Origin of the sequence: Sphingopyxis sp. (assembly GCF_050725615.1) — a bacterium.
GTDB lineage: Bacteria > Pseudomonadota > Alphaproteobacteria > Sphingomonadales > Sphingomonadaceae > Sphingopyxis.
In genome coordinates this window covers 1-23,053 of record NZ_JBOHHU010000048.1, presented here as the reverse complement: position 1 = coordinate 23,053, position 23,053 = coordinate 1, and the positions used below count along the sequence as shown (strand labels likewise).

The 23,053-nt window shown below is 65.5% G+C and carries 21 protein-coding genes and 2 tRNA genes; 9 read left to right on the top strand and 14 right to left on the bottom strand.

The window, feature by feature from the left end; all coding sequences use genetic code 11:
- The 7 genes from ACREB7_RS12445 to ACREB7_RS12415 all read right to left on the bottom strand — a co-directional run bounded on the left by ACREB7_RS12445 (position 1) and on the right by ACREB7_RS12415 (position 10,063).
- Positions 1 to 3,252, bottom strand: coding sequence for a S8 family serine peptidase (locus tag ACREB7_RS12445; RefSeq protein WP_431592592.1), 3,252 nt, complete (start codon positions 3,250 to 3,252; stop codon positions 1 to 3).
- Between the two features lie 238 nt (positions 3,253 to 3,490).
- Entirely contained in the window at positions 3,491 to 4,594 is a 1,104-nt protein-coding gene (locus ACREB7_RS12440; RefSeq protein ID WP_431592591.1) for a hypothetical protein, read from the bottom strand.
- Positions 4,595 to 4,881: 287 nt separating this feature from the next.
- Positions 4,882 to 7,026, bottom strand: a complete 2,145-nt coding sequence (locus ACREB7_RS12435) for a prolyl oligopeptidase family serine peptidase (protein ID WP_431592590.1) — start codon at positions 7,024 to 7,026, stop codon at positions 4,882 to 4,884.
- An 82-nt stretch (positions 7,027 to 7,108) separates the two neighbouring features.
- Positions 7,109 to 7,531: a DUF4112 domain-containing protein gene (locus ACREB7_RS12430; protein WP_431592589.1), complete on the bottom strand. Its 423-nt coding sequence runs from the start codon at positions 7,529 to 7,531 to the stop codon at positions 7,109 to 7,111.
- Between the two features lie 52 nt (positions 7,532 to 7,583).
- Positions 7,584 to 9,071, bottom strand: coding sequence for an ABC transporter substrate-binding protein (locus tag ACREB7_RS12425; protein WP_431592588.1), 1,488 nt, complete (start codon positions 9,069 to 9,071; stop codon positions 7,584 to 7,586).
- A 215-nt stretch (positions 9,072 to 9,286) separates the two neighbouring features.
- On the bottom strand, positions 9,287 to 9,856 hold the full coding sequence (locus tag ACREB7_RS12420) for a hypothetical protein (protein WP_431592587.1): 570 nt from the start codon (positions 9,854 to 9,856) through the stop codon (positions 9,287 to 9,289).
- Between the two features lie 121 nt (positions 9,857 to 9,977).
- Positions 9,978 to 10,063: transfer RNA gene (locus ACREB7_RS12415), tRNA-Leu, on the bottom strand.
- 90 nt (positions 10,064 to 10,153) lie between these two features.
- On the opposite strand from ACREB7_RS12415, the gene ACREB7_RS12410 reads away from it, so the two are divergent.
- Positions 10,154 to 11,113 carry an ABC transporter ATP-binding protein gene (locus ACREB7_RS12410; protein WP_431592586.1) on the top strand — a complete coding sequence of 320 codons (960 nt, stop codon included), beginning with the start codon at positions 10,154 to 10,156 and terminating at the stop codon, positions 11,111 to 11,113.
- Positions 11,110 to 11,877, top strand: coding sequence for an ABC transporter permease (locus tag ACREB7_RS12405; RefSeq protein WP_431592585.1), 768 nt, complete (start codon positions 11,110 to 11,112; stop codon positions 11,875 to 11,877). The genes ACREB7_RS12410 and ACREB7_RS12405 overlap by 4 nt, the downstream gene beginning before the upstream one ends.
- A 148-nt stretch (positions 11,878 to 12,025) precedes the next feature.
- Here the strand turns inward: ACREB7_RS12405 and ACREB7_RS12400 are convergent, their stop codons facing one another.
- On the bottom strand, positions 12,026 to 12,304 hold the full coding sequence (locus ACREB7_RS12400; RefSeq protein WP_431592584.1) for an integration host factor subunit beta: 279 nt from the start codon (positions 12,302 to 12,304) through the stop codon (positions 12,026 to 12,028).
- A gap of 194 nt (positions 12,305 to 12,498) precedes the next feature.
- Positions 12,499 to 14,214, bottom strand: a complete 1,716-nt coding sequence (gene rpsA / locus ACREB7_RS12395; protein ID WP_431592583.1) for a 30S ribosomal protein S1 — start codon at positions 14,212 to 14,214, stop codon at positions 12,499 to 12,501.
- 335 nt (positions 14,215 to 14,549) lie between these two features.
- Between rpsA and ACREB7_RS12390 the strand changes: the two genes are divergently transcribed.
- Positions 14,550 to 14,678 (top strand): hypothetical protein, encoded by a 129-nt coding sequence (locus tag ACREB7_RS12390; RefSeq protein ID WP_431592582.1) that lies wholly within the window; start codon positions 14,550 to 14,552, stop codon positions 14,676 to 14,678.
- On the opposite strand, the gene ACREB7_RS12385 is transcribed toward ACREB7_RS12390, so the two are convergent.
- Both ACREB7_RS12385 and aroA read right to left on the bottom strand, forming a co-directional pair.
- On the bottom strand, positions 14,662 to 15,291 hold the full coding sequence (locus tag ACREB7_RS12385; RefSeq protein WP_431592581.1) for a (d)CMP kinase: 630 nt from the start codon (positions 15,289 to 15,291) through the stop codon (positions 14,662 to 14,664). The genes ACREB7_RS12390 and ACREB7_RS12385 overlap by 17 nt on opposite strands.
- A complete protein-coding gene (gene aroA, locus ACREB7_RS12380) occupies positions 15,288 to 16,613 on the bottom strand; it encodes a 3-phosphoshikimate 1-carboxyvinyltransferase (protein ID WP_431592580.1) in 1,326 nt (441 codons plus the stop codon). The genes ACREB7_RS12385 and aroA overlap by 4 nt, the downstream gene beginning before the upstream one ends.
- A 124-nt stretch (positions 16,614 to 16,737) precedes the next feature.
- On the opposite strand from aroA, the gene ACREB7_RS12375 reads away from it, so the two are divergent.
- Entirely contained in the window at positions 16,738 to 17,061 is a 324-nt protein-coding gene (locus ACREB7_RS12375; RefSeq protein WP_431592579.1) for a TIGR02300 family protein, read from the top strand.
- A gap of 119 nt (positions 17,062 to 17,180) precedes the next feature.
- A tRNA-Ala gene (locus ACREB7_RS12370) sits at positions 17,181 to 17,256 on the top strand.
- A gap of 306 nt (positions 17,257 to 17,562) precedes the next feature.
- On the opposite strand, the gene ACREB7_RS12365 is transcribed toward ACREB7_RS12370, so the two are convergent.
- On the bottom strand, positions 17,563 to 18,006 hold the full coding sequence (locus ACREB7_RS12365; RefSeq protein ID WP_431592578.1) for an RrF2 family transcriptional regulator: 444 nt from the start codon (positions 18,004 to 18,006) through the stop codon (positions 17,563 to 17,565).
- A gap of 152 nt (positions 18,007 to 18,158) precedes the next feature.
- Between ACREB7_RS12365 and ACREB7_RS12360 the strand changes: the two genes are divergently transcribed.
- The 3 genes from ACREB7_RS12360 to ACREB7_RS12350 all read left to right on the top strand — a co-directional run bounded on the left by ACREB7_RS12360 (position 18,159) and on the right by ACREB7_RS12350 (position 20,107).
- A complete protein-coding gene (locus tag ACREB7_RS12360) occupies positions 18,159 to 18,722 on the top strand; it encodes a hypothetical protein (protein WP_431592577.1) in 564 nt (187 codons plus the stop codon).
- Complete coding sequence (locus tag ACREB7_RS12355) at positions 18,706 to 19,416, top strand: hypothetical protein (protein WP_431592576.1); 711 nt, start codon at positions 18,706 to 18,708, stop codon at positions 19,414 to 19,416. The genes ACREB7_RS12360 and ACREB7_RS12355 overlap by 17 nt, the downstream gene beginning before the upstream one ends.
- Positions 19,417 to 19,504: 88 nt before the next feature.
- Positions 19,505 to 20,107: an HD domain-containing protein gene (locus ACREB7_RS12350; protein WP_431592575.1), complete on the top strand. Its 603-nt coding sequence runs from the start codon at positions 19,505 to 19,507 to the stop codon at positions 20,105 to 20,107.
- Positions 20,108 to 20,249: 142 nt separating this feature from the next.
- Here the strand turns inward: ACREB7_RS12350 and ACREB7_RS12345 are convergent, their stop codons facing one another.
- A complete protein-coding gene (locus ACREB7_RS12345) occupies positions 20,250 to 21,050 on the bottom strand; it encodes an enoyl-CoA hydratase-related protein (RefSeq protein WP_431592574.1) in 801 nt (266 codons plus the stop codon).
- An 87-nt stretch (positions 21,051 to 21,137) separates the two neighbouring features.
- Positions 21,138 to 21,791 carry a hypothetical protein gene (locus ACREB7_RS12340; RefSeq protein ID WP_431592573.1) on the bottom strand — a complete coding sequence of 218 codons (654 nt, stop codon included), beginning with the start codon at positions 21,789 to 21,791 and terminating at the stop codon, positions 21,138 to 21,140.
- A 114-nt stretch (positions 21,792 to 21,905) separates the two neighbouring features.
- Here ACREB7_RS12340 and ACREB7_RS12335 point away from each other — a divergent pair.
- Positions 21,906 to 23,053, top strand: a 1,148-nt coding sequence (locus ACREB7_RS12335; protein ID WP_431592572.1) for a hypothetical protein, incomplete at its 3' end; no start/stop codon positions are given.

Here is a 23,053-nt window from a genome sequence, read left to right as displayed (position 1 = left end):
TCAGAACAGGTTGATGTCGTGGTGCTGGAATCCGACCTGCCAGTCGGTTCCGTGATCGTGCGCACCGTCGAACCCGCCAAAGCCGTCAAACCCGCCAAAGTCCCGCGACAACAGGGCGCCTCCGGCCATGGCGGGAGCTGCTTGGGTCGAAAACAGGGCGTCATCCCAGGCGAGGCCGGTCAGGCCGCCATCCGTCGCCGCCGCCTGCGCCGGGACGGCATAGATGAAGTCGCCCGACTGCAACTGCGCCTTGGTCACTCCGCGGACGGTCACCAGGTCGCCGCCTCCCAGATCGATCACGGCATTGCCGCCGACGTCGGTGGTGGCGTCCATCACCGCCTGATAGGTTTCAAAACCCACCTTGGACAGATCGATCCGGTCGGTCGCCGAGAGAAAGTCGGTGATCGAGTCCGAACCCGAACCGTGGAAGAAGCCGAAAATATCGGCGCCGCCGCGGCCGGACATCTGGTCGCTGCCATGGCCACCGGTCAGGACGTCGGCGCCCGCACCGCCGCGGAGTACGAAGGTGCCGTCGAGCTCGGCCGAGCCGTCGAAGGTCAGCGTCTCCGCCGCGCCCAGGTCCTTGGCATCGACGATCAGCCGCTGTCCGCTCGCGACATTGCCGTCGACGGTGGTGATCTTGTAGCTGTAGCTGTTCCCCGCGGTGTCGCCATAGCTGGTGTTGCTGCCCGACAGGACATCGAGCCGCTCGACGCTGGTCAGGCTGGCGGCATCGAACGTCAGCCCGGCGCTGTAGTCGCCCTGCAGCACCAGAAAATCGATGTCGGCGCCGCCGTTGATCCGGTCCGCTGCGGTAAAGGCGCTGCCAAAGTAGAAGATGTCGTTGCCGGTGAGCCCCGATGCGCTGTCGTCGCCGCCCTGCGACAGGATGAAGACATCGGTCGCCGAGGTGCCCGAGATGACATTGTTGGCGCTATTGCCATGCAGCTGGTCGCCGGCGCTTTCGAGACCGCGGACGATGACGCTGACCGTGGCGGTCGATCCGCCGACCAGCGTGTAGGTGAAGGTGTCGGTGGCAAGGCCGTTCGACGCGCCGAGTTGCTGCGCCAGCACGTTGCGGATCAGATAGTCGAACTTGTGGTTGGGATCATAGGTATAGGTCCCGTTGGCGTTCACCGTGACCAGCGCGCCCGATGCCAGGGTGATCGGGGTGCCAAAGGAGACGGCCTGGCCGTTGACCTTGAAGACCGCCGCCTGCTGGCCGCCCGAGGCGACGATATCGTTGGTCAGCAGGTTGCCGCTGACCGTGACATTTTCCCGGACTTGCGTCGTTTCTCCGACCGCCGTCGCGCGCGGGCCGATCAGCGCCTCGAGCGCGCGATCGGCCTGGATCAGCCCCCAGCCGGTGTCGACGTCGTAACCCGTGCCGGTGAGCACGCCGATATTGTGCGTCGGGCGACCGGTCGCGAGCGCCTCGATATCGATCGCGGTCGATTCGAGCGCGGCCTGGATCTGCGCATCGGTCGCGGTCGGCGACCCCTGCAACAACAGCGCCGCGATCGCGGCCGCATTGGGCGCCGCCGCCGAGGTGCCGTAGAAATTCGGCAATGTGTCGGCGTCGCTGCTGATGTCGCTGCCGAAGAAGGTGTTGTTGCCGCCGTCGGCCATGGTGATGTCGACGGTGGTGCGGACCTCGGGCGTGGCGAGCGCGTTGCCGTCGGTGTCGAAATAGATTTTCTGACCGCCGCGCGAGGTGAAGCTTTCGCCCAGCGGCGGCGTCTGGCCGAAGGCGGGGGTGTTGAACCAGTCCGCCGCCGCCACGCCGATTGCACCGGCGGCATTGGAATGGCCGAACGAGGTCGAGCTGTTGGTGGCATATTCGCCCGGCGTCCAGGTGCCGCCGAAGGTGACATATTTGATCACCGTCGGATCGGGCGCGGCCGTCTTGACGCCGATCGAGAGCGTGAAACCGCCACTGCCGTTGAGCTGTGCCAGCTCGATGGCGTCGGCGCCGACATTGTTCGTGTCGATGATCGTAATCACCGCGCCACTGGTCTGGCGAAAGATCAACGCCAGGTCGGAATTTCCGCCGACCCCGCTCGCCGAGAAGAAGGATTGGGCCCATTGCAGGTCATAGATGACCGATCCGGTCTGCGACATCGACTGGGTCGAATCGACCCCCGCGCCGGGATCGAAATCATGCAGGCGATACACGGTGCCGCTGGTCGACGTGAAGGTTTCGCCTGAATCCCGGAACACCGATTCATAGGAGCGCTGCGCCTGGTTGCCCGCGGAGGAGAAATATTGGACGCCGCCCGCGGTCACCGCATCGACCGCCTGCGCGATGATGCCGTCCTGGAACATCGGCTCGGCAAAATAGATGATGTCATCGACAATGATCTGCGCACCCGCATCGGCCAGCGCCTGGATGCCCGCCGCGAACACCGCCTGGCCGCCCTGCGCGGTGTGAAAGGACAAAGTCGCGCCCGGCGCGATATCATGCGCGAGCTGCATCATTGCTCGGCCCTCGTCGCGGTTGCTGGCGAGGCTGCTGTCGAGCAGCACCTCGACCCCCGCAGGCAGATCGCCGCTGGCGATGTCGTCCGCATAATGGATGTTCAGTGTGGCGCCGCCGGTGGTCAGCGTTGCGGTGTTGAAACTGTCCGAGATGAAGCCGATCTTCACGCCCGCGCCGGTGAGGCCATAGTTGTTCTGCACCACGTCGGCATTGCCCGAAAAGACGTTCTGGCTCTGCACCGAACCGGCGAAGCTCGTCGAATAGGCGGGCCGCGCGAAATTGAGGTTCGCGAGGGCGGCCAGGTCGTCGATCGCGTCGAGCGGAATATAGCCGCCGACGAGCGCGCCATAGGAAATGCCGCCCTGAAAACCGAGCGCTTCGAGCTGTGCGAGCAAGGCGGCGCCATTGCCGTCGAGCGCCGTGGCATCGATGGCGACATAGCCGGCAGAGATCGGCGCGATGCTGTTGCTGCTCTGAAAATCGGCGAGCGCGCCGGTGCGTGCTGCGGCGTCCAGCCCCATCACGCTCAGGCTCGATTCGGCGAACAGCTCGCCAAGGCCGAACTGCAATTTGTCGAAATTGGCGCCCGCCGCGACCATGCCGGCCGAGGTCAGCGTCGAGAGGTTCGTCGCCAATACCGAAAACCCGGAATCGCCCCAGCCGACCGTGAAGACGGGTTCGGACGCGAGTGATGTGTTCCCCGCGCCGCCCGGTGTTGCCGTGCTGCCACCTTGACCGCCCAATGCGATCGCGTCGAATCCCTCGAGTTTCATGCTAGCCCCCCCGCCTGACAGATTGGCCGATATGCCCTGGTCCGGCATCGACGCCAACGGCCGCGACTCGCGCAGCCAAGCTATCGTCCCAGATAAATCGAATCATTACTAGGCTGTTAACTACCGCACGCCGCCGGTCGACTGGTTGCCGGCGTAACTGGTTCCTTTCCGATAGTATAATGGCGCGGAGGCGGTCGGCCCCCGCGCCATTCTTTTGGCGATCGCCGTGCCGGAAACCCTAGAGGCGCGCCACGCGGTAGAAGGAATAATATTTGGCGTCGCCGTCGGTATGGAAAATCCAGAAATGATAATTGATCTGGATCTTGAAGTGCGTCAGCGGCTGGGCGGCATAATAGGCCATGCCTTCCTCGGTCAGCATCACCTGGCCATGGCCGAGATCATCGTCGCCGAAATCGAACAGCCAGTCGAAAAGGCGCGCCGCCGCGCCGACGACTGCACCCTCGAACGAGACGCCGACGGCGTATTTCGCGATGCAGGCGGCGACCGTCGCCGCATCGTGCCACAATTGGGCGACCTTGTTCGGGTCGCCATAGTCGTTTTCGGTCATCAGCGTCGCGAGCGAAAGCGGGCCGTCGGCCGGCGCCGAGGCGGGGCCATAGAGCGTCAGGCCGTCGGGTTCGGCGCGCCAGTCGTCGCCGCTGTCCATCTTGTCATAGACCGCCGATCGCGCGCTCCAGTTCTGCGCTTCGAACCCCATCATGCTGAACGAGCAATAGACCTCGTCGTGCGGCGATCCCATGTCCCAGCTCGTCTCCTTCTGGCAATAGATGCCGGCGAATTCGACCCGGTAGAGCGGGCCGCTGCCCCCCAGCGTCTGCTGGACCGGCGGTGCGGCGGGCAGGGAGATGACGACGCCGTTGCCGACGCTTCCGTCGTCGGGCAGCTCGAAACTGCCGCGCCGCATCGCGCCGGCCGTGCGCGCATCGACGCTGATCCCGGTCGGCAGTTCGACCAGCCGGTTGCGCCACACGCGGCGCGCTTCGGCCATGAAGTCACGGTCGTCGAGCGCGGCATCGACTTCGGTCGTTCCGCCAAAGCCGCCAAACAACCGGCGTTTCTCGATCGCGTCGAGCGCGCGCCATTTGACCAATGCTTCGTCAAGCTGGGCGCGGGCATCGGGACGCAGTTCGTCGATCCGCGCCGCGAGCGCCAGTTCGCGGCGCGAACACCCTGGCGACTGGCGCGCGTAGCGATCGAGGATGAAGGCGAGCAGTCCGGCGCCTTCGCCGGGACTGGTCTTGATACGCCGGCGCCGGAACATGCGGCGCGGATCGAGGATGGGGGGAGCGTCTTTGCGGATGACGATTGGTTCACGAGCCATGATGGCGTCCTTTCTCGGGATATGCCGAAATTCGGCAGGTTCGTACCCCGACCCATGAGGCTGCGCGTGGTTGGGTCCGCGCATGTCCTCGGGCACATCGGACCGCGCGGACGCGGCCGTGGCGCTCGCCGGGCTGGCGGCGCAGATCGGCGCCGCGTCACCCGACATAAGGCTAGACGCAGAAGGGCCGCCGAACCGGACAGGCCGGCGGAAATAATTCGGATCGGTCGGCGCGCGGCCGTCTCGACCGCCCGGTCACCCCTTACGGATGAGGCTGACCGGGCTGGTCATTTCTTCTCGACCAGTTCGCGCAGCAGGAAGGCGTGGAGCATCGCGGCGCGGATCGCATCCTCGGCATGGTCGGCGCCGACCGAATGGCCGCCCTCCAGATATTCGTGATAATAGACGCGGTTGCCGAGTTCCTTCAGCCGCGCGGCGAATTTGCGCGCATGGCCGGGGTGGACGCGGTCGTCCTTGGTCGACAGGTAGAGGAAGATCGGCGGATATTTCACGCCCTTTTTGATGTTCTGATAGGGCGAATATTTCGAGATATAGGCCCAGTCGGCGGGATCGTCGGGATTGCCATATTCGTCCATCCACGACGCGCCCGCGAGCAATTTGTTGAAGCGCCGCATGTCTTTGAGCGGCGATCCCGAGATCACCGCGCCATACAGGTCGGGACGCTGCTCCATGGCCGCGCCGACAAGGACGCCGCCGTTCGAGCGACCCGAAATCGCGATCTTGCCCTTTTTGCTGACCCCGGTGGCGACCAGATCCTCGGCGACCGCGTGCAGGTCGTCGAAGCTGTTCTGGCGCTTTTCATAGAGCGCGGCCTGATGCCAGGCCGGGCCATATTCACCGCCGCCGCGGATATTGGCGAGGACATAGGCATTGCCGTCCTCGACCCAGAACAGCCCGAGCGGCCCGGCGCGATAGGGCTGGCCGGTGAGATAGCCGGGGGTCTGCGCCGCCTTGAACCCGCCATAGGCGTGGATCAACGCGGGGGTCGCCGCCTTGGCGCCCTTTTTGCGGACGAGGAAATAGGGGATTTTCGTGCCGTCCTTCGACGTCGCGAAGCGTTTTTCGACGCTCATGTCCCTGGCGTCGAATTGCGCGGGCAGGCTCTGGATCGTCTGTGGCGCGCCGGTTTCGGGAACGGCATAGAGCGTCGGCGGTTGCAGCATCGTCTCGGCGGTCGCGAGCAGCAGGTCGCGTTTGCCGACCATGCCCGCGATCTGCACCGTCGCATTGGCGGCGAGCGGCACCTCCTTCTGGCTCCAGCGACCATAGGGCTGGTCGCGGCGCAGCGCGAACAGCTTGCCCTCGACGTCGTCGAGCGCCTTGACCCAAAGCACATCGTCGCCCGCCGCGACATTTTCTATAGCCTGGCTGGCGGTCGGCGCCATCACCGGCACGAAGGGCACCTGGTCGCCGCGCGCCATCAGGTCGAGCGGCAGCGCGAGCAGCGAGCCCGCCGTGAAATCGGCAAAAGGATCGTTGAGGAAGATGATCGCCTGCCCGTCGATCACGCCGCGCAGTTCGGCGGTTTCGGGGATGATCGTGCGGGTGTAGGCCGAGCGGTCGCCGTTCGGGATATAGACGTCGGTGGTATAGAAGCTCTTGTTGCGGCTGATGACCGGCCAGCGCGTGTCGCCGTCCATTTCGGCGCCAACGGCCATGCCGACGTCGCCGGTCTCGCCCTCGACCAATGTTTTGGCATCGGCCAGCTTCGTGCCGCGCGCCCAGCGCTTGACGATGCGCGGATAGCCCGAGGTCGTCATGCTGCCTTCGCCATAATCGGTCGCGACGAGTAGATGATCGGCATCCTCCCACGTCACGCTGCTCTTGGCGAGCGGCAGCGCGAAGCCGCCTTCGACGAAAGCGCCGGTCGTGCGGTCCCATTCGCGGACGATGTCGGCGTCGGTGCCGCCGGGGCTCAGCGCGACGAGGCAGCGCTTGTAGTCGGGGGCGAGGCAGTCGGCGCCATGCCACACCCAGCTCTGCTTCTCGGCCTTGCCGAGCGCATCGACGTCGATCAGGGTGGTCCACACCGGCTTGCCGGCCAGCCAGGCATCGAGCGGGCTCTGCCGCCAGATGCCGCGCGGGTTGGCGGCGTCGCGCCAGAAACCGGTCATCACATCGCCCATCACCTCGCCGGGCATCGCGATCTGGCGGTCGTCGTCGAGGATGGAGCGGGCGCGCTGGCGGTCGGCCTCGAACCCGGGGCGCGACAGGATCAGCTGGTCGGCCGCGGCATTTTCGGCCTTGACCCAATCGAGCGCCTTCGGGCCCTCGATATCCTCGAGCCAGAGATAGGGATCGGCGGGTTCGGGAGCGACGGCCTTGGGCGGCGCGGGTTCGGCCTCCTGCGCGGCGGCGACGGCCGCAAGGGAACAGCTCAGGGCCAACGCGGCGAGCGCGGTGCGGATCATCTTCGTCTCCGGGAAATTGTCGGGTGGCGCTGTGCTAGCACCATCAGACAGCCGGAGGAAAGGGCGGCGGCCGACCCCGCGCTTATTGATCGATGATGATCGTGCCCGGATGATGTTTGTCGAGATGCTTCTTGATGATCTTCAGGTTGCGCGTGTTCGACCGGAACAGGAAGTCGAAGGCATCGCCGACGAGCGGGATCGCACCGAGCGTCGTATCGATGCCGAGGTTGCCGACCATGCGCCAGATCTTCCATTTCGGCATGCCGAGGTTGCGCGCCTCCCAGATCAGATAGGCGCCCATCACGGCGGCGATGACGTCGCCGACGACGGGAACCAGCCCGACGATCGCATCGAGGCCGACGGGGCGGTTGATGCCGGGGATGACGAAGCTGCGCTCGAGGATGATTTCCAGCGTCTCGACGCGCTTGCGCAGCGCGGCGGGATCGCGGCGATTCTGGATCAGCGCGTCGAACAGCGCGTCGGTATCGGGCGTCGAAGGGGCCATCGGGGTCCTTTCCTGTCGCGCTCGACGGTGAGCGCGCCAAAATACTGGTGTATTAGTTGGGTAGGGCAATCAGATGATTCAAGGGGTGCTGGGCGCGGCTGTTGGCGCGCAGCCCGGTCAGCCGCTGCGACGCGACCGACCAGCGCAGCGGGGTAGCGATCGGGATGAAGGGCGAATAGCCGGCGAGCAGCTCCTCGGCTTCGCCGATCAGCCGCGCGCGATCGGCGGCGTTGGTCGCCGCACCGGCCCGGTCGATCGCCTCCTGCGCGTCGCGGTGACAGATGGTGTCGGCGCGGCACGACAGCCGGCGCAAGCCCCACAAGGCATCGTCATTGGGCATCACTTCGTCGATCAGCCGCAGCTCGGCGGGGGCGGTCAGGCTGACGCGGCGGCTGGGCACGCCGATGCGGGCCAGGTCGGCGGCGACATAGGCATAGAATATGCGGCCGCCGGGCGAATCGGGCACCGCGATGCGCAAGGTTTCGATCGTATGCCCGCCACCGCGCCAGGCATCGACGGCGCGCTTCGCCTGTTCGAAGCGCAGCCGCTCGGGATGGTCGGCCCAGGCGGGGAGGAGCGGCGGCGGTCCGGCGTCGCGGGTGTAAAGGTCGGGGCGCATCGTGACTTGCGACTGCCATTCCTGAAGCCCGAAGGCGCCGACCAGCCGGTCGCGGCGGATCGCGCGCGACAGCGCTTCGCGATTGGCCTGGACGCCGAGAAAGCCGTCGGTGCCGACGATACTGAGCCCGAAAAGTCCGGGAACCGGATCGACGACAAGCCGCGAACGTCCGATGTTCGATGCGGCGAAATAGGGAAGGGTGGAGAAGCGACCGCCGATCACGCCGTCGGCATAGCCGTTGTTGAAGCGCGCGAGCGCCGCTGCCGCCGATTTGCCGGTGAGTTCGATCGACGCGGCCGGATCGGTCGCGGCGGCTTCGGCGGCCTCCGGGTCTTCGGCCAGCGGATCGGGGACCGGGGTCAGCAACATCGTGCGGCCGACGCGCTTCGAACGCATCGGGCCCCAGCCGAGGCCGCGATTGACGATCGCCATCGACGGCTGTGCAAGCAGTTCGAGCATGCCGGGCTGCGGCACCGACAGGCGAATCTCGATGACGCTGTCGGTCATCGCCCGGATCGTCTCGATCTCCGGAAAATCGTCCTTGAGCAAATGCTTGCTGCGCGGCGCCAGATAGCCTTCGAGGATTTTCTGGACGTCCGCCGCCGTGACCTTGCGCCCGTTCGACCATTTCGCCTCGCGGATGCGAAAGACATAACTGCGGCCGTCGGCGGTGACTGTCCAGCGTTCGGCGAGGCCGATGTCGATCTGACCCTCGCCATCATAGCTGACCAGTCCTTGCGACGTCGCGTCGAGCAGCGCGGCGTCGGCCGCCGACAGTTCGCCGCTGATCGGACTTGTCGCGCTGTTGAGCGATCCGATCGCCGCGATGCGGACCGGTCCGCGATCGCCGAACAGGCCGCAACTGGTCAGGCTCAGCACGAGCAGGCCGCTGGCGGCGATCCGACCGATCCGGGTGATCATGGGGGTGGCGATTTTTGAAGGCATGGGCGGGCATCATAGCCAAGCCGCGCGAAACCGGAAGGGTGGTAACGCACCGCGATCGCCGAAGAGGGAAGGCCAGGATGGCTGGTGCGGACGCCGGGACCGTGCTCCAACAGGAGGCTCACCTCTGCGAGCTTCCGCCGATCTGGGGCAGAGCTTTATCGCTTCCAGTCCTATCCTGAACCTTCGTTGTCTCAGTCTGACCTGAACCCGGCAATCAGTTGTGTCTTGATCGCCTCGACATCAAAGCTTCCGTCGACCGCGTTGGTCGCGAGCACCACGACATCTACGGTTCCGTCGGGGCGAATGCGACGGCGTTCAATGCGTATGTACCTTGCATCTTTATAGGCCGGGAACGGAGGCGGGCGCTTCCGCGCGGTCTCGAGTTTCGTTCGCACCCAGCGGGCCATGCCGAGGATGATGCCAGCAGCGCCCACCAAAGTCACAAAAGGATCGACCGCGCTGGCGATGTGCGAGACGAAGATTATGAGTTCGGGGCCCGTCTCATGCTCGACGATGACGGCATCGACGGCCAGATAGCGCGACCCGCTTCCCTGATACATGCCGATCCGGCGCTCGGGAAGCTTGAGCGCGGTGGCAAGTTCGTCATAGTCGTCCGAATAGAAGAACCGGTTGCTCGACGCGCCCTGGGGGTCGAGCGTCTGTCGGACCTTGAAAGCCATCACCTGGCCCGGTTCGGCGCCAGCTTCGCGCGCAAAGATGCCCAGATTGGCCTTGATTTCGGCGGCGTGATAATCTTGCATCGGCTGTCCCCGATCGGGTGGCCTCGCTTGAATTTCGGTTTAAACCCGGCCTAGGGATAGCGCGATTCAGCAGCATCTCCAATGGCGTTGATCGCTGCACCGAACTTATGTGTTCGCGGGCTGGTGCGGACGCCGGGACTTGAACCCGGATATCCAGAGGATGGCAGATTTTAAGTCTGCTGCGTCTACCGATTTCGCCACGTCCGCACGCCGCTGTCGGTCAAGCCGAGGCGCGCGGAGAGGTCAAGCGCTGTTTGTCGCTTCACCGGCTGCGGCGGGTCGGCTAGAGCGGCGACCATGGAAGCTGTTCTGACCATCGCCGGGCTCGGCAAGACGTATAAGAGCGGCCATGTCGCGCTTGCGGGCGTCGATCTCGACATCGCCAAGGGCGAGATTTTTGCGCTGCTCGGGCCGAACGGCGCGGGCAAGACGACGCTGATCAGCATCGTGTGCGGCATCGTCACCGCGACCAGCGGCACGGTGACCGTCGCCGGGTACGACCATGCCCGCGATTACCGCGCCGCGCGGTCGATGATCGGGCTGGTGCCGCAGGAACTGCATACCGACGCGTTCGAGACGGTGCTGGCGACGGTCAGTTTCTCGCGCGGCCTGTTCGGGAAGAAACGCGATCCCCAATTCATCGAGCAACTGCTGCGCGACCTGTCGCTGTGGGACAAGCGCGATTCAAAGATCATGGAATTGTCGGGGGGCATGAAGCGCCGCGTGATGATCGCCAAGGCGCTGAGCCATGAACCCGAAATCCTGTTCCTCGACGAACCGACCGCCGGGGTCGATGTCGAGCTGCGCCGTGACATGTGGCAGATGGTCCACGGCCTGCGCGAACGCGGCGTCACCATCATCCTGACCACCCACTATATCGAAGAGGCCGAGGAAATGGCCGACCGGGTGGGGGTGATCAGCAAGGGCAAGCTGATCCTGGTCGAAGAGAAGCATGCGCTGATCAAGAAACTCGGGCGCAAGACGCTGACGCTCAATCTCGCCGAGCCGCTTCAGGCGGTGCCGGCGGATCTCGCCGACTGGAAGCTCGTGCTCGCCGGCGACGGGCATGAACTGGTCTATGAATTCGACAGCCAGGCCGAGGCGACGGGTGTCCCCTCGCTGCTGCGGCGGATGAGCGACATCGGGGTGGGGTTCAAGGATTTGCACACCAAGCAAAGCTCGCTCGAGGATATTTTCGTAGGGCTCGTCCATGAATCCAACGACGCATCCAACGGCGCGAAGGAGGCTGCGGCATGACCGCGAACTGGCGCGGCGTGCGCGCCATCTATCTGTTCGAACTGGCGCGCTTCGGGCGCACCTTCTGGACCAGCCTTGCGCTGCCGGTGATCACCACCGCGCTGTATTTCGTCGTCTTCGGGTCGGCGATCGGCAGCCGGATGAGCGAGGTCGGCAGCGTGCCCTATGGCGCCTTCATCGTGCCTGGGCTGATGATGTTGACGATGTTCACCGAGAGTATCAGCAATGCGTCGTTCGGCATCTACATGCCCAAATGGACCGGCACGATCTACGAGATGCTGTCGGCGCCGCTGTCGCCGCTGGAGACGGTGATCGCCTATGTCGGCGCGGCGGCGACCAAGTCGGTGATCATCGGTTCGATCATCTTTGCCACGGCGCATCTGTTCGTCGACGTCCAGGTCGCGCATCCGCTGTGGATGGTCGCCTTCATGATATTGATGGCGGTGACCTTTTGCCTGTTCGGCTTCATCATCGGCATCTGGGCGCAAAGCTTCGAACAGCTGCAGGTCATCCCGCTGCTCGTCGTCTATCCTTTGACCTTCCTCGGCGGCGCCTTCTACTCGCTCGACATGTTGCCCGCCGCGTGGCGGACGATCACCCTGTTCAACCCGGTCGTCTATCTGATCAGCGGCTTCCGCTGGACCTTTTTCGGGCAGGGCGATGTCGGCATCGAGGTCAGCATGGGCGCGGTGGCGCTGTTCCTGACCTTGTGCCTGGCGGTGATCTTCTGGGTATTCCGGACGGGCTACCGCCTCAAGAACTGAGCCGGCGCGAAGCTGCCCTCGGCGCGCCATGCCGGGCGGCACAAGGCGATGCCGACCCGCCGCCCCCGCAGCATGAGCGGCGCGCGCGAATCGGCGATCGCCCGCCACCCAGGCGACGACAGGAAAGCCTTGATCCCGTAACGGAATCTCAGTCGTTGAGACGCTCGCGCATTTCCTTGCCGGGCTTGAAATATGGCACGCTTTTGGCCTGCACATCGACCGCCGCGCCGGTGCGCGGGTTGCGGCCCGTGCGCGACTCGCGACCGCGGGTCGAGAAGGCACCGAAGCCGCGCAACTCGACGCGGCCTCCCGATGCCAACTGGTCCACGATGGAATCGAAGAAAACATCGACGATCTTCTCCACCTCTTCAAGGCGTAGGTCGCTGTTTTCGCTGGCGATCTTTTGAACCAGTTCTGACCGGATCATGGCTTCCCCTATCGTTGACGCGCACCCCATGGATGCAGGCTACCGGTCGTTGCCGGCTCCATGCGTGAGACCCCTCCCAACGCGGCGCGAGATTAACATGAATCAACAGACGCGCAAAATATATCACCGAATCAAAAGGCCCGCTGGACGCATCCAGCGGGCCTTCTGTCTCATTTCGGTAAGGAAGGGCTGGATCAGCTCTTCTTGCCGGCCTTCAGCGCTTCGCCGAGGATGTCGCCGAGCGACGCACCCGAGTCCGACGAACCGTACTGCGCGACGGCCTGCTTCTCTTCGGCGATCTGCATCGCCTTGACCGAGAAGCTCGGCTTTTTCGAGCGGTCGAAGCCGATGACCATCGCATCGAACTTCTGGCCGACCTGGTACCGTTCGGCGCGCTGTTCGTCGCGGTCGCGGCCAAGGTCGGCGCGCTTGATGAAGCCGGTGGCGCCATCGTCGCCGGCCTGGACTTCGAGGCCGTTGTCGCGGACTTCGAGGACGGTGACGGTGACGACGTCGTTCTTCTTCACCGAACCGGCAGCCGCAGCGGCACCGCCGCCAACGGCCGGGGCGCCCTTTTCAAGCTGCTTGATGCCGAGGCTGATGCGTTCCTTCTCGACATCGACGTCGAGAACGACGACCTGCACGGCCTCGCCCTTGCGGTGGAGGTGCAGCGCTTCTTCGCCCGAGATGCCCCAGGCGATGTCCGACATGTGGACCATGCCGTCGACGTCGCCGGGCAGGCCGACGAACAGACCGAATTCGGTCGCGTTCTTGACTTCGCCTTCGACGACCGAGCCCACCGGGTGGGTGTCGGCGAACGCGCCCCAGGGGTTCGACTGAGCCTGCTTGAGGCCCAGCGAGATGCGGCGCTTGTCGCTGTCGACTTCGAGGACGATGACGTCGACTTCCTGGCTGGTCGAAACGATCTTGCCGGGGTGGACGTTCTTCTTGACCCACGACATTTCGCTGACGTGGACCAGGCCTTCGATGCCGGCTTCGAGCTCGACGAACGCACCATAGTCGGTGATGTTCGTGACGACGCCCGACAGCTTCGCACCGACCGGGTATTTGGCGGCGACGCCTTCCCACGGATCGCTCTCGAGCTGCTTCATGCCGAGGCTGATGCGCTGCGTGTCGCGGTTGATGCGGATGATCTGGACGCGGACGGTGTCACCGATGTTGATGACTTCGCTCGGGTGGTTGACGCGCTTGTAGCTCATGTCGGTGACATGGAGCAGGCCGTCGATGCCGCCGAGGTCGACGAACGCACCATAGTCGGTGATGTTCTTGACCGCGCCTTCGATGATCTGGCCTTCCTCGAGGTTGAGGATCAGGCCCGAGCGCTGTTCGGCGCGCGTTTCTTCGAGGATGGCGCGGCGCGACACGACGATGTTGCCGCGGCGGCGATCCATCTTCAGGATCTGGAAGGGCTGCGGCAGGTCCATGAGCGGGCCGACGTCGCGCACGGGGCGGATATCGACCTGGCTGCCGGGCAGGAACGCCACGGCGCCGCCGAGGTCGACGGTGAAGCCGCCCTTGACGCGGCCGAAGATGACGCCTTCGACGCGGGCTTCCTTGTTGAATTCTTCTTCCAGACGGTCCCAGGCGGCTTCGCGGCGGGCGCGATCGCGGGACAGCATGGTTTCGCCATTGGCGTTTTCGACGCGGTCGACATAGACTTCGACTTCGTCACCGACGTTGATGTCGGCCTTCTGGCCCGGCATGGCGAATTCGCGAAGCGGCACGCGGCCTTCGCTCTTCAAACCGATGTCGATCACTGCCAGGTCGTTTTCGATCGCGGTCACGGTGCCCTTGACGACGCGGCCTTCAAAGCCGCCGTCGGCACCACCAAGCGATTCGTCGAGCATCGCGGCGAAATCGTCGCGCGTCGGGAAAGCCGTAGTGGCCATAGATGTGTTTCCTTACTTCATGTTTCCGGCCAAGCGGTTGGATCCGCTGGTCTTAATGGCCGATATGCCATGCCCGCCGAATGCGGACGCAGCATCCTTGGGACGTTCACGGCGAGGTGCGGGCAAAGCAAAAAGGGCGCGACGAGGGTGCCCCGTCACGCCCGACGCTTGGATCAAGCGGCGGTTTGTCCGTGCCTCGACCGGTGAAAACGCCCGTCGGACCGCGCGCATATAGGGGGTAAGCCCCTCGGTAGCAAGCCGGAAACCGCAGTAAACCGCGTGGTAAGAGGTTGGCCTTCTCCGTATCACGGCGCCTCGGCGTCCATAGCGGACCTGTGGTCGACAGGGTGATCGGCGCGCCGCATCTGGAAATGCTGAAAGGCGTCGGCGAGACCTGCGTCTATCATATGGCGCCGGCGCAGCCGAAGCCCGCCGCGCTGCCCGATATCAGCTGGGTCGCCTGACCCTTTCTTCCACAAAGGCGATGGCGGCGGCGATCGCGGCGTCGCGGTCCATCGCGGTCGTGTCGAGCAGCATCGCATCATCGGCGCGCAGCAGCGGCGCGTCGGCGCGGCCGGTGTCGCGGGCGTCGCGGGCGTGGATGTCGGCGAGCACGACCGCATAGGTCATGTCGACGCCGCGGGCCTGCATCTCGGCAAAGCGGCGGCACGCGCGTTCCTCGGCGCTGGCGGTAACGAACAGCTTGGCGTCGGCGTGCGGAGCGATCACGGTGCCGATGTCGCGTCCGTCGAGCACCGCGCCGCCGGGCTGGTTGGCGAAATCGACCTGGCGCTGGAGCAACGCGGCGCGCACCTGTGGGTGGACCGACACCCGGCTCGCGAGCCCGCCGGTCGTTTCATAACGCAGCGCGGGATCGGCCAGCAGGGCGTCAGGAAAGGCGCAGGCGGCCAGCGCGTCGGCGGCGTTGTCGGCATCGCCATGGTCGAGCTGTGTCTGATAGCCGACCGCGCGATAGAGCAGCCCGGTGTCGAGCACGGGCAGGCCGAAATGCGCGGCGAGGGCATGGGCGATCGTGCCCTTGCCCGATGCGGTGGGGCCGTCGACGGCGACGATCATTGCTGCAGGCTCGCGAGCAACGCCTCGAAATTCGGAAAGCTCGTCGCGACCGGGGCGATATCGTCGATCGTCACCGGCGCCTTGCTGGCGAGGCCGGCGATGGCGAAGCTCATGCAGATGCGGTGGTCGAGGTGGCCGGCGATGGCCGCACCGCCCGCGAGCGGGTCGCCGCCGCTGCCGTCGATGATCAGCCCGTCTTCGCTCTCCTCGACGCGGACGCCGATCGCCTTGAGCCCGGTCGCCATCACCGCCAGGCGGTCGCTTTCCTTGACGCGCAATTCGTCGAGGCCGGTCGTCGTCGTGCGCCCTTCGGCGAGCGCGGCGGCGACGAAGAGGATCGGATATTCGTCGATCATGCTCGGCGCGATCGCCGGATCGACGTCGATGCCCTTCAGCATGCTGTGGCGTACGCGCAGATCGGCCGCCGGTTCGCCGCCGACGGTGCGGGCGTCGAGCAACGCGATATCGCCGCCCATCGCCTGCAACACCTCGACCAGCCCGGCGCGCGTCGGATTGAGCCCGACATTGGCGATGGTGACGTCGGAGCCCGGCACGATCAGCGCGGCGACGATGAAGAAAGCGGCCGACGAGGGGTCGCCGGGAACGACGATCGTCTGCGGTTTGAGCTCGGCCTCGCCGCGGATATGAATGTACCGCGTGCCGTCGCGATCGGTTTCGACGGTCAGGTCGGCGCCAAAGCCCTGGAGCATGCGCTCGCTATGGTCGCGGGTCGGCACCGGCTCGATCACTTCGGTGATGCCCGGCGTGTTGAGGCCCGCGAGCAGGATCGCGCTCTTGACCTGCGCCGAGGCGACGGGGAGGCGATAGGAGAAGGGGATGGCCGGGGCGAGGCCACGCAGCATCAGCGGCAGGCGGCCGCCGGGTGAGGCGGTGATATCGGCGCCCATCTGACTCAGCGGGTCGATGACGCGCCCCATCGGGCGGCCCGACAGGCTGGCGTCGCCGACGAAAGTGGCGGTGATCGGGTGGCTGGCGACGAGGCCCATCAGCAGGCGCGTCGAAGTGCCGCTGTTGCCCATGTCGAGCGCTTCGCGCGGCTGGAGCAGTCCGCCGACCCCGACGCCATGGATGCGCCATTCGCCGTCGCGCCGTTCGATGCTGGCGCCCATGGCGCGCATCGCGGCGGCGGTCGCGAGCACGTCATGCCCCTCGAGCAGCCCGGTGACGCGGCTTTCGCCAACCGCCAGCGCCGACAGCATCAGCGAGCGGTGCGAGATGCTCTTGTCTCCCGGGATCGCGATCCTACCTTGCAGCGGAACGGAAGCGGAAAAGGCGCGCGGCGTGGCGGTTTGATCGGTCATGGCGTGCGGCTTTTGACAGCGGCCTTGCAATCTGGCAAGGCGCACGCCGATTTGATGGATTGCCGCGACGGAGCCATCCTTTTTCCGATATTTTATGATGTTTCCAGAAGGTTATGAGGCGTTTATGATTAAGGCTGAATGGGGCACGAAGCGTAGCTGCCCGAAATGTGCCACCCGATTCTATGATCTGACCAAGGATGATCCGGTCGCGTGCATCAACTGCGGTTATGCCTGGATCCCGGAATCGGTGCTGAAATCGAAGCAGCCGATGCCGTTCGAGGAAATCGAAAAGCCCGGCAAGGTCGCCAAGGAACCCGAGGCGGACGACGATCTGGATCTGGACGTCGACGTCGACGAGGACAGCGATTCGCCCGATAACGACGTCGACCTCGGCGGTGACGACGATCTGGGCGTGGCGACGGCGGACGACGACGACGTCGAAACCTGATTTTTCACGGCAAGGGCCAAAAAGGCATCGTCAGATGCATTTGGCCCCTTGCATCGGTCGCCGGCACTGCTAAAGGCGGCCACCCGATCGCAGTCACCCGGACGCGGTCACGAAGTTGTGGGGCCTTAGCTCAGCTGGGAGAGCGCCTGCATGGCATGCAGGAGGTCAGCGGTTCGATCCCGCTAGGCTCCACCATTTCCTCTAAAAGGGCCCGCCGACGCGGGCCTTTTTTATTGCCCATCCCCCGCGACAAAATGCGACGGCGTGATGACGGGTAGCGGGCGAAACGCGATGTTGAAGAATTGGGCTGGTCCCCCTCCCGCAGGCGGGAGGGGCAGCGAGACTTGGGCGCTTGCGCCCTAGTCGCAGCGGGGTGGGCAGGCCGCAACGCTGCTAGCCCACCCCCAACCCCTCCCGCCTGCGGGAGGGGAGAGCCACCTCCGCTTCCCACCTCAAAATCGCCACTCGTCGCAGCGCCGCTGGTCGACGCCGGTCTCGCGGTTATTCGGCGGCTTCGGTCTCGAAGATCGGTTCCATCGCGATCGGATCGGCGAGGGTGATGCGGTCGAGGATCGCGGCGGTATCGTCGCGGACCTTCAGCATCAGGCTGCGCATCCGGCATTCGGATTCGGGCAGGCAATTCTTGCAATGCTCGTGCGCGTTGCGCGCCGCGCAGGGAACGAGCGCCAGCGAGCCGCGCGTCAGGCGGACGAGGTCGCCATAGCTGATGTCGACCGGGGGCAGCGCGAGCTGATAGCCGCCGTCGCGCCCGCGCTGCGACAGCAACAGGCCCTCGCGCGCCATTTCGGACAGGATCACGGTCAGGAACTTCGGCGGGATATTCTGCGCCTCCGCAATATCCGCAAGCTGGACCTGCCCCTTGCCCCAATGGTCGGCGAGGTGCTGAAAGGCGCGGATCGTATAGCGGGTCTTTTGCGACAGCATGTGTCATGCTGTGTGACATATTCATCCCTAATTCAACCTGTCTGGATGACATTCGACCAAGAGTTGATGAAAATCACAGCGGGTGGCATGACCGGTCGCTACTGGGGTCGCGGGAAGCCCGATGCGGGCGATCGTTGCGTGGAGTGGATCGAATGCGGAAAATTTTGGCAGCGCCGGCGGTTTTGGCCGCATGTTTGCTGGCGGTGGCGCCGGCGCAGGCGCAGTTCGGCGGGTTGCTGCGCAAGGTGACGTCGCCGACTCCGACGCCGAGCACGAGCGAAAAGGACAATGGCGGCTGTCCCAAGGGCAAGAAGGGCAGCGGCACGGGTCGCAAGATCCTGGGCGGCATCCTGAGCGACGCGATGGGCGACGCGGCGGGCAAGACCGGTTTCGGCAGCTATCTGCCGACCGCCGAAGTCGCGGGAACCTTGACCGATGCGATCGCCTGCCGCCTCGATCCGGGCGAACAGTTGCAGGCGGCGGCGGCGACCGAGGAGGTAACGCGCGGCGAGGAAGTCGGCGCGACGTCGAACTGGACCAGCGCCACGCGCGAAAATGTCAGCGGGTCGTCGACCGTGGCGTCGGTCAGCACCGAGGGCGGCGGGCGCAAATGCATGAACGTCAACGACTTCATCATCGTCGATGGCGAAGAGACGCAGGTCAGCAAGCGCATGTGCAAGGGGCCGGGCGACACGCGTTATGTCCTGGCGGCGTAAATTCCCCCGGCTGGCGTGCGGCGCCGTGGCGCTGCTCGGCCTGACCGGGGCGTCGGGGATGGACCCTGCGAACCCGACCTGCCCGGCGGTTCCGAACTGGACCACCAACACGACGATGACGCTGAAGGTCGAGAAGCGCGGCGACATGAAGGTGATGCTGGCCGAGGGCCGCGTCGACTCCGGGCTTCCCGATCGTCTGGCGGCGGCGCTGAAAGCGAACCCCGACGTCGCCGAAATCTGGCTGCGCTCGCCCGGCGGCGACGCCCGCGCCGGCAATGCGGCGGGGCGTATCATCCGCTCGAACATGGGCCTGGGCACCCGCATCCCGAGCGGCTGGACCTGTTTCAGCGCCTGCAACTTCATCTTCATGGGCGGCCAGCCGCGCGTCATCGACCCCGGCGGGGTGTTCATGGTGCATATGTTCACCCGCACCGGCGACCGCGCGGCGATCGACATGAGCGTCGCGATGGGCACCGACGCGACCAAGGAACTGATCGGCGGCATCGAGCAGGATTCGGCGCTGCTCGCGAGCGAGGACAATGATTTCCTGATCAAGATGGGGGTCTCGCGCAAATTGCTGACCGACATCATGTATCGGCAACAGGCGGTCGCGACCGACGAGGACAAGTCGACCCGCCGCTGCCTGACGCAGAGCGAAGCGCTGAAATATGGGGTCACCTTCGCCGTCGAATGAGGGGCGGGCGTCGCGCCCCGCGCCCTATGAAGTTGCAAACAGCAACGAATGACGTACACTCGCCCAAACACAATTGGGAGCGACTGCCATGACCGATATGACGCACGATCACGCCACCTTCCGGTCGATGATCGACGGGACGCAGCAGGATTGGGACATCATCGCGCGCGAACAGAAGGAATTCGCGCCGCAGAATGGCAAGCGCATCCTCGAGCATCTGAAACTGCTCGGCGGCGATTATGGCGGCTTTCCGGTCGACCGGCTCGAACATTGCCTGCAGACCGCGACGCGCGCGCACCGCGACGGGCGCGACGAGGAATATGTCGTGATGGCGCTGCTTCACGACATCGGCGACACGCTCGGCGCGTTCAACCACCCCGACGTGGCGGCGGCGATCCTGAAGCCCTTCCTGTCCGAGGAAAATCTGTGGATCGTCCAGCACCACGGGATTTTCCAGGGCCATTATTTCTTCCACTATATCGGCCTCGACCGCGACATGCGCGACCAGTTCAGCGACAGCCCCTATGCCGCCGCCTGCGCCGAGTTCTGTGAGAAATATGACGCGCCCGCGTTCGACCCCGATTATGACAGCGAACCGCTGGAATTTTTCGAGCCGATGGTGATGCGGATTTGTTCGTACCCGAAAACCAGCATCTATAAGAAGGTGATGGTCGAGGAAGCAGCGGAGTAGGGACCGCTAGCCCCTCCCCTTCAGGGGAGGGGTTGGGGTGGGGCTATCGAGATAGCGCAAGGCTGCTGGCCCCCACCCGCTGCGACTAACGAACAAGTTCGCAAGTCTCGCTGCCCTCCCCTGAAGGGGAGGGTTTATTCCGTTACTTCCCCTTGAACGCCGTCTTGCGCTTCTCGACGAACGCCAGCACACCCTCGACGGCGTCCTCGCTGTTGCCTGCGATGAACTGCCCCATCGCCTCGGCGTCGAGCGTCTGAGCAAAGCTTTGCGACAGGCCGTCGCGCAGGACCTTGCGCATCGTGCCCAGCGATACCGTCGGGCCGTTCGCCAGCCGCGTCGCGAGCGCGCGCGCTTCGGTCATCAGGTCCGCATCCTCGACGCATTTATAGACGAGGCCCCATTCGGCCGCCTGTTCGCCGCCGATCTTTTCGCCAAGCATCATCATCTGGGTCGCGCGCGGCAGGCCGATCAGGCGCGGCAGCAGCCAGGACGAACCGCCGTCGGGCACCAGCCCGATATTGACGAAGGCCTGGAGGAAATAGGCCGACTTGCCGACCAGCGTGAAGTCGCCCGACAGGCCGAAGCTGCAGCCGACGCCCGCCGCCGGGCCGTTGACCGCGGTGACGACCGGGATGTTCAGATTGGCGAGCGCGAGCAGCATCGGGTTATAATGGTTGCGCAGCGCCTTTCGGCTGTTGGCGCCGCCGCCGACGGCCGATGCGGCGCGGTCGCCGCCGAGGTCGGCCCCCGAACAGAAGCCGCGCCCTTCGCCGGTGATCAGCAGCGCGCGCGCGCCGAGGACGGGCAGGTGATCGAGCGCGTCGCGGATCTCGTCGGCCATCGCGGGCGGCATCGAATTGAGCCGCTCGGGGCGATTGAGGGTGATCGTCGCGACATGGTCGGCGATCTCGAGCTTGATCATCTCGTAGGTCGGGGTCGTCATGGGGAAGATATCCTCTCGTAAGTTTACCTTTACGTTCACGTAAAGTTGTGACCGATTTGAGGCGTCAGTGCAAGAGGGGATGGGGGCTCAGTCGCTCCCGTCCCGGATGCGCGCGAAGCGCAACGCGCCGTCGGGGCGGCGGAGGACGACGCCGTCGTCGCTGGCGGTCAGGCACGCCCCGTTGAAATCATACACTCCGATATCATTGGGGATCAGGCGCACATGTAATCGCCCCTTGTCCGCCGGTCCCAGATCGTAGCGCGGCGCGGTGATATCGTAGATCGGCTCGCGGATTTCGACCCAGCGCGGGATCCGGCGATCGTCCTCGGGCATCGTCCAGCCGTAATTCTGCGTATAATCCTCGATCGGATCGCCGCTGTCGAAACCGATGGTGAAGGTGACCCCCGCAATCCCTTCGCCGCTTGGCCAGGTGGCGAGGATCGTCGGCTGCGCCCCGTCGACATCGACCGGTTCGGCTTTTTCGAACGCGGGCGGCACCGGCTTGGGCTCGGTGAACAGGCAGATCGCGTCGCCCTGTCGCTCCCAACGCCCCTCGGCATGCTCGTCGAGCGCGCCGGCGAACAGGCCATATTGGAATGTGCCATCGGGACCGATGAGCAATCCGCCGCCGACATCGGGGCCCTCGGCGACGCGATATTCGCCGATCAGGTCGGGCGCCTGCGCGACGGCGCCGGACACGAACGAGACTGCGAGGGCGGCGGTGATCAATAGGGTTCGCATGGCCATCCGTCTGCGCGTCTTCCGGCCACGAATCCAGCCCATATCGGCGGCCGCCTTTTCCTTTGACAGTCGCGCCGGGCACCGCGACCAAGGGCACGGGAGCTGATCGACAGGATGAAAAAGCGGGTGGTGGCGAAGGCGGCGATGGTGAGGATGGGGACGCTGGCCGGATTCGCCTTGCTGGGCGCGGTAGCCAGCGATGCGCAGGCGCAGGCTCCGGCGGGCGGCGAGGTGGCGATCGCGATCCGCGGCGAGAGCGACCAGCTGATCGGCCACCAGAACGAACGCGCGACGGCAACCGCAGGCGGCAGCGAAAGCGTTCGTCAGGTCGAGTCCGCCTTCACGGTCTCGGGCCATGGCCCGACCCAATTCAGCGAAACGCTGCACATCAAGCTAGACGAACAGGGGGCGCCGCAGCGCTGGCAGTGGCGCCGCAGCATCGACGACCGGGTGCTCACCGTCGACCTCGAACGCGCGGGCGGGGTGTTCAGGGGGGCGGCGGTGGGCGGCGGCGAGCGTCATCCGGTCAGCGCGCCGATCCCGGCGCTGCCGATCGGCGATCCCGATGCGCTGGCGCCGCTGATGAACGAGCCCGCCGCCGCGCGGAGCTGGTCGATCGCCGAATTCGACCCTGTCGCGTTGCAATTCCGCCCGGTCGCGCTGGCGCTGGCGAAACGGACCGACGCCGATCATGCCTATGTGCTGACGCTGTCGCGCGGCGGGCGGCTGCAATCGGTGCGTTGGCTGTCCTATGCGCAGGGCCGGCTGGTCGAGGCGCGGCAGCCGTTGCTCGGCAGCGCGCGCTCCTACCGCCCCGACGACAGTCCATTGACCAAAGAGGATATGCTGTCGCGCGGCCGTGTCGTCGCGCACGAACAATATCGGCCCAACGTCCATATGACGCAGCGCGCCGCGCTAGGGCAGATTCGCTATGATTTCGGCGCCCCCGCCGAGGTTGCGATCGTCCTTCCCGAAACCGGTGAGCAGCGCGTGCGGCGCGAAGGCGACGTCTGGCAGGTCGATATCTGCCGCGATTGCGGTCCGGAGTTGCCGCTGACCGAGACCGAGCGCGCGCAATGGACCCGGCCGAGCCAGTGGATCCAGAGCGCCGATGCCGGCTTTCGCGAAAAGGCGGCGCGGGCGCGGCGCGGAGCAAAGACCGACGAGGCGGTGATGGAGCGGCTGGCGGTCGCCGCCCGCGCGCGGCTGCCGCGCATCGATTTCGACGGTTATGTCTCGGCGCGCACCGCATGGAGCCGGCG

Excerpts from the sequence above, each read along its gene's own strand:
- ACREB7_RS12445 (WP_431592592.1), bottom strand. The coding sequence starts at position 3,252 with ATGAAACTCGAGGGATTCGACGCGATCGCATTGGGCGGTCAAGGTGGC.
- ACREB7_RS12440 (WP_431592591.1), bottom strand. The coding sequence starts at position 4,594 with ATGGCTCGTGAACCAATCGTCATCCGCAAAGACGCTCCCCCCATCCTC.
- ACREB7_RS12435 (WP_431592590.1), bottom strand. The coding sequence starts at position 7,026 with ATGATCCGCACCGCGCTCGCCGCGTTGGCCCTGAGCTGTTCCCTTGCG.
- ACREB7_RS12430 (WP_431592589.1), bottom strand. The coding sequence starts at position 7,531 with ATGGCCCCTTCGACGCCCGATACCGACGCGCTGTTCGACGCGCTGATC.
- ACREB7_RS12425 (WP_431592588.1), bottom strand. The coding sequence starts at position 9,071 with ATGATCACCCGGATCGGTCGGATCGCCGCCAGCGGCCTGCTCGTGCTG.
- ACREB7_RS12420 (WP_431592587.1), bottom strand. The coding sequence starts at position 9,856 with ATGCAAGATTATCACGCCGCCGAAATCAAGGCCAATCTGGGCATCTTT.
- ACREB7_RS12410 (WP_431592586.1), top strand. The coding sequence starts at position 10,154 with ATGGAAGCTGTTCTGACCATCGCCGGGCTCGGCAAGACGTATAAGAGC.
- ACREB7_RS12405 (WP_431592585.1), top strand. The coding sequence starts at position 11,110 with ATGACCGCGAACTGGCGCGGCGTGCGCGCCATCTATCTGTTCGAACTG.
- ACREB7_RS12400 (WP_431592584.1), bottom strand. The coding sequence starts at position 12,304 with ATGATCCGGTCAGAACTGGTTCAAAAGATCGCCAGCGAAAACAGCGAC.
- rpsA (WP_431592583.1), bottom strand. The coding sequence starts at position 14,214 with ATGGCCACTACGGCTTTCCCGACGCGCGACGATTTCGCCGCGATGCTC.
- ACREB7_RS12385 (WP_431592581.1), bottom strand. The coding sequence starts at position 15,291 with ATGATCGTCGCCGTCGACGGCCCCACCGCATCGGGCAAGGGCACGATC.
- aroA (WP_431592580.1), bottom strand. The coding sequence starts at position 16,613 with ATGACCGATCAAACCGCCACGCCGCGCGCCTTTTCCGCTTCCGTTCCG.
- ACREB7_RS12375 (WP_431592579.1), top strand. The coding sequence starts at position 16,738 with ATGATTAAGGCTGAATGGGGCACGAAGCGTAGCTGCCCGAAATGTGCC.
- ACREB7_RS12365 (WP_431592578.1), bottom strand. The coding sequence starts at position 18,006 with ATGCTGTCGCAAAAGACCCGCTATACGATCCGCGCCTTTCAGCACCTC.
- ACREB7_RS12360 (WP_431592577.1), top strand. The coding sequence starts at position 18,159 with ATGCGGAAAATTTTGGCAGCGCCGGCGGTTTTGGCCGCATGTTTGCTG.
- ACREB7_RS12355 (WP_431592576.1), top strand. The coding sequence starts at position 18,706 with ATGTCCTGGCGGCGTAAATTCCCCCGGCTGGCGTGCGGCGCCGTGGCG.
- ACREB7_RS12350 (WP_431592575.1), top strand. The coding sequence starts at position 19,505 with ATGACCGATATGACGCACGATCACGCCACCTTCCGGTCGATGATCGAC.
- ACREB7_RS12345 (WP_431592574.1), bottom strand. The coding sequence starts at position 21,050 with ATGACGACCCCGACCTACGAGATGATCAAGCTCGAGATCGCCGACCAT.
- ACREB7_RS12340 (WP_431592573.1), bottom strand. The coding sequence starts at position 21,791 with ATGCGAACCCTATTGATCACCGCCGCCCTCGCAGTCTCGTTCGTGTCC.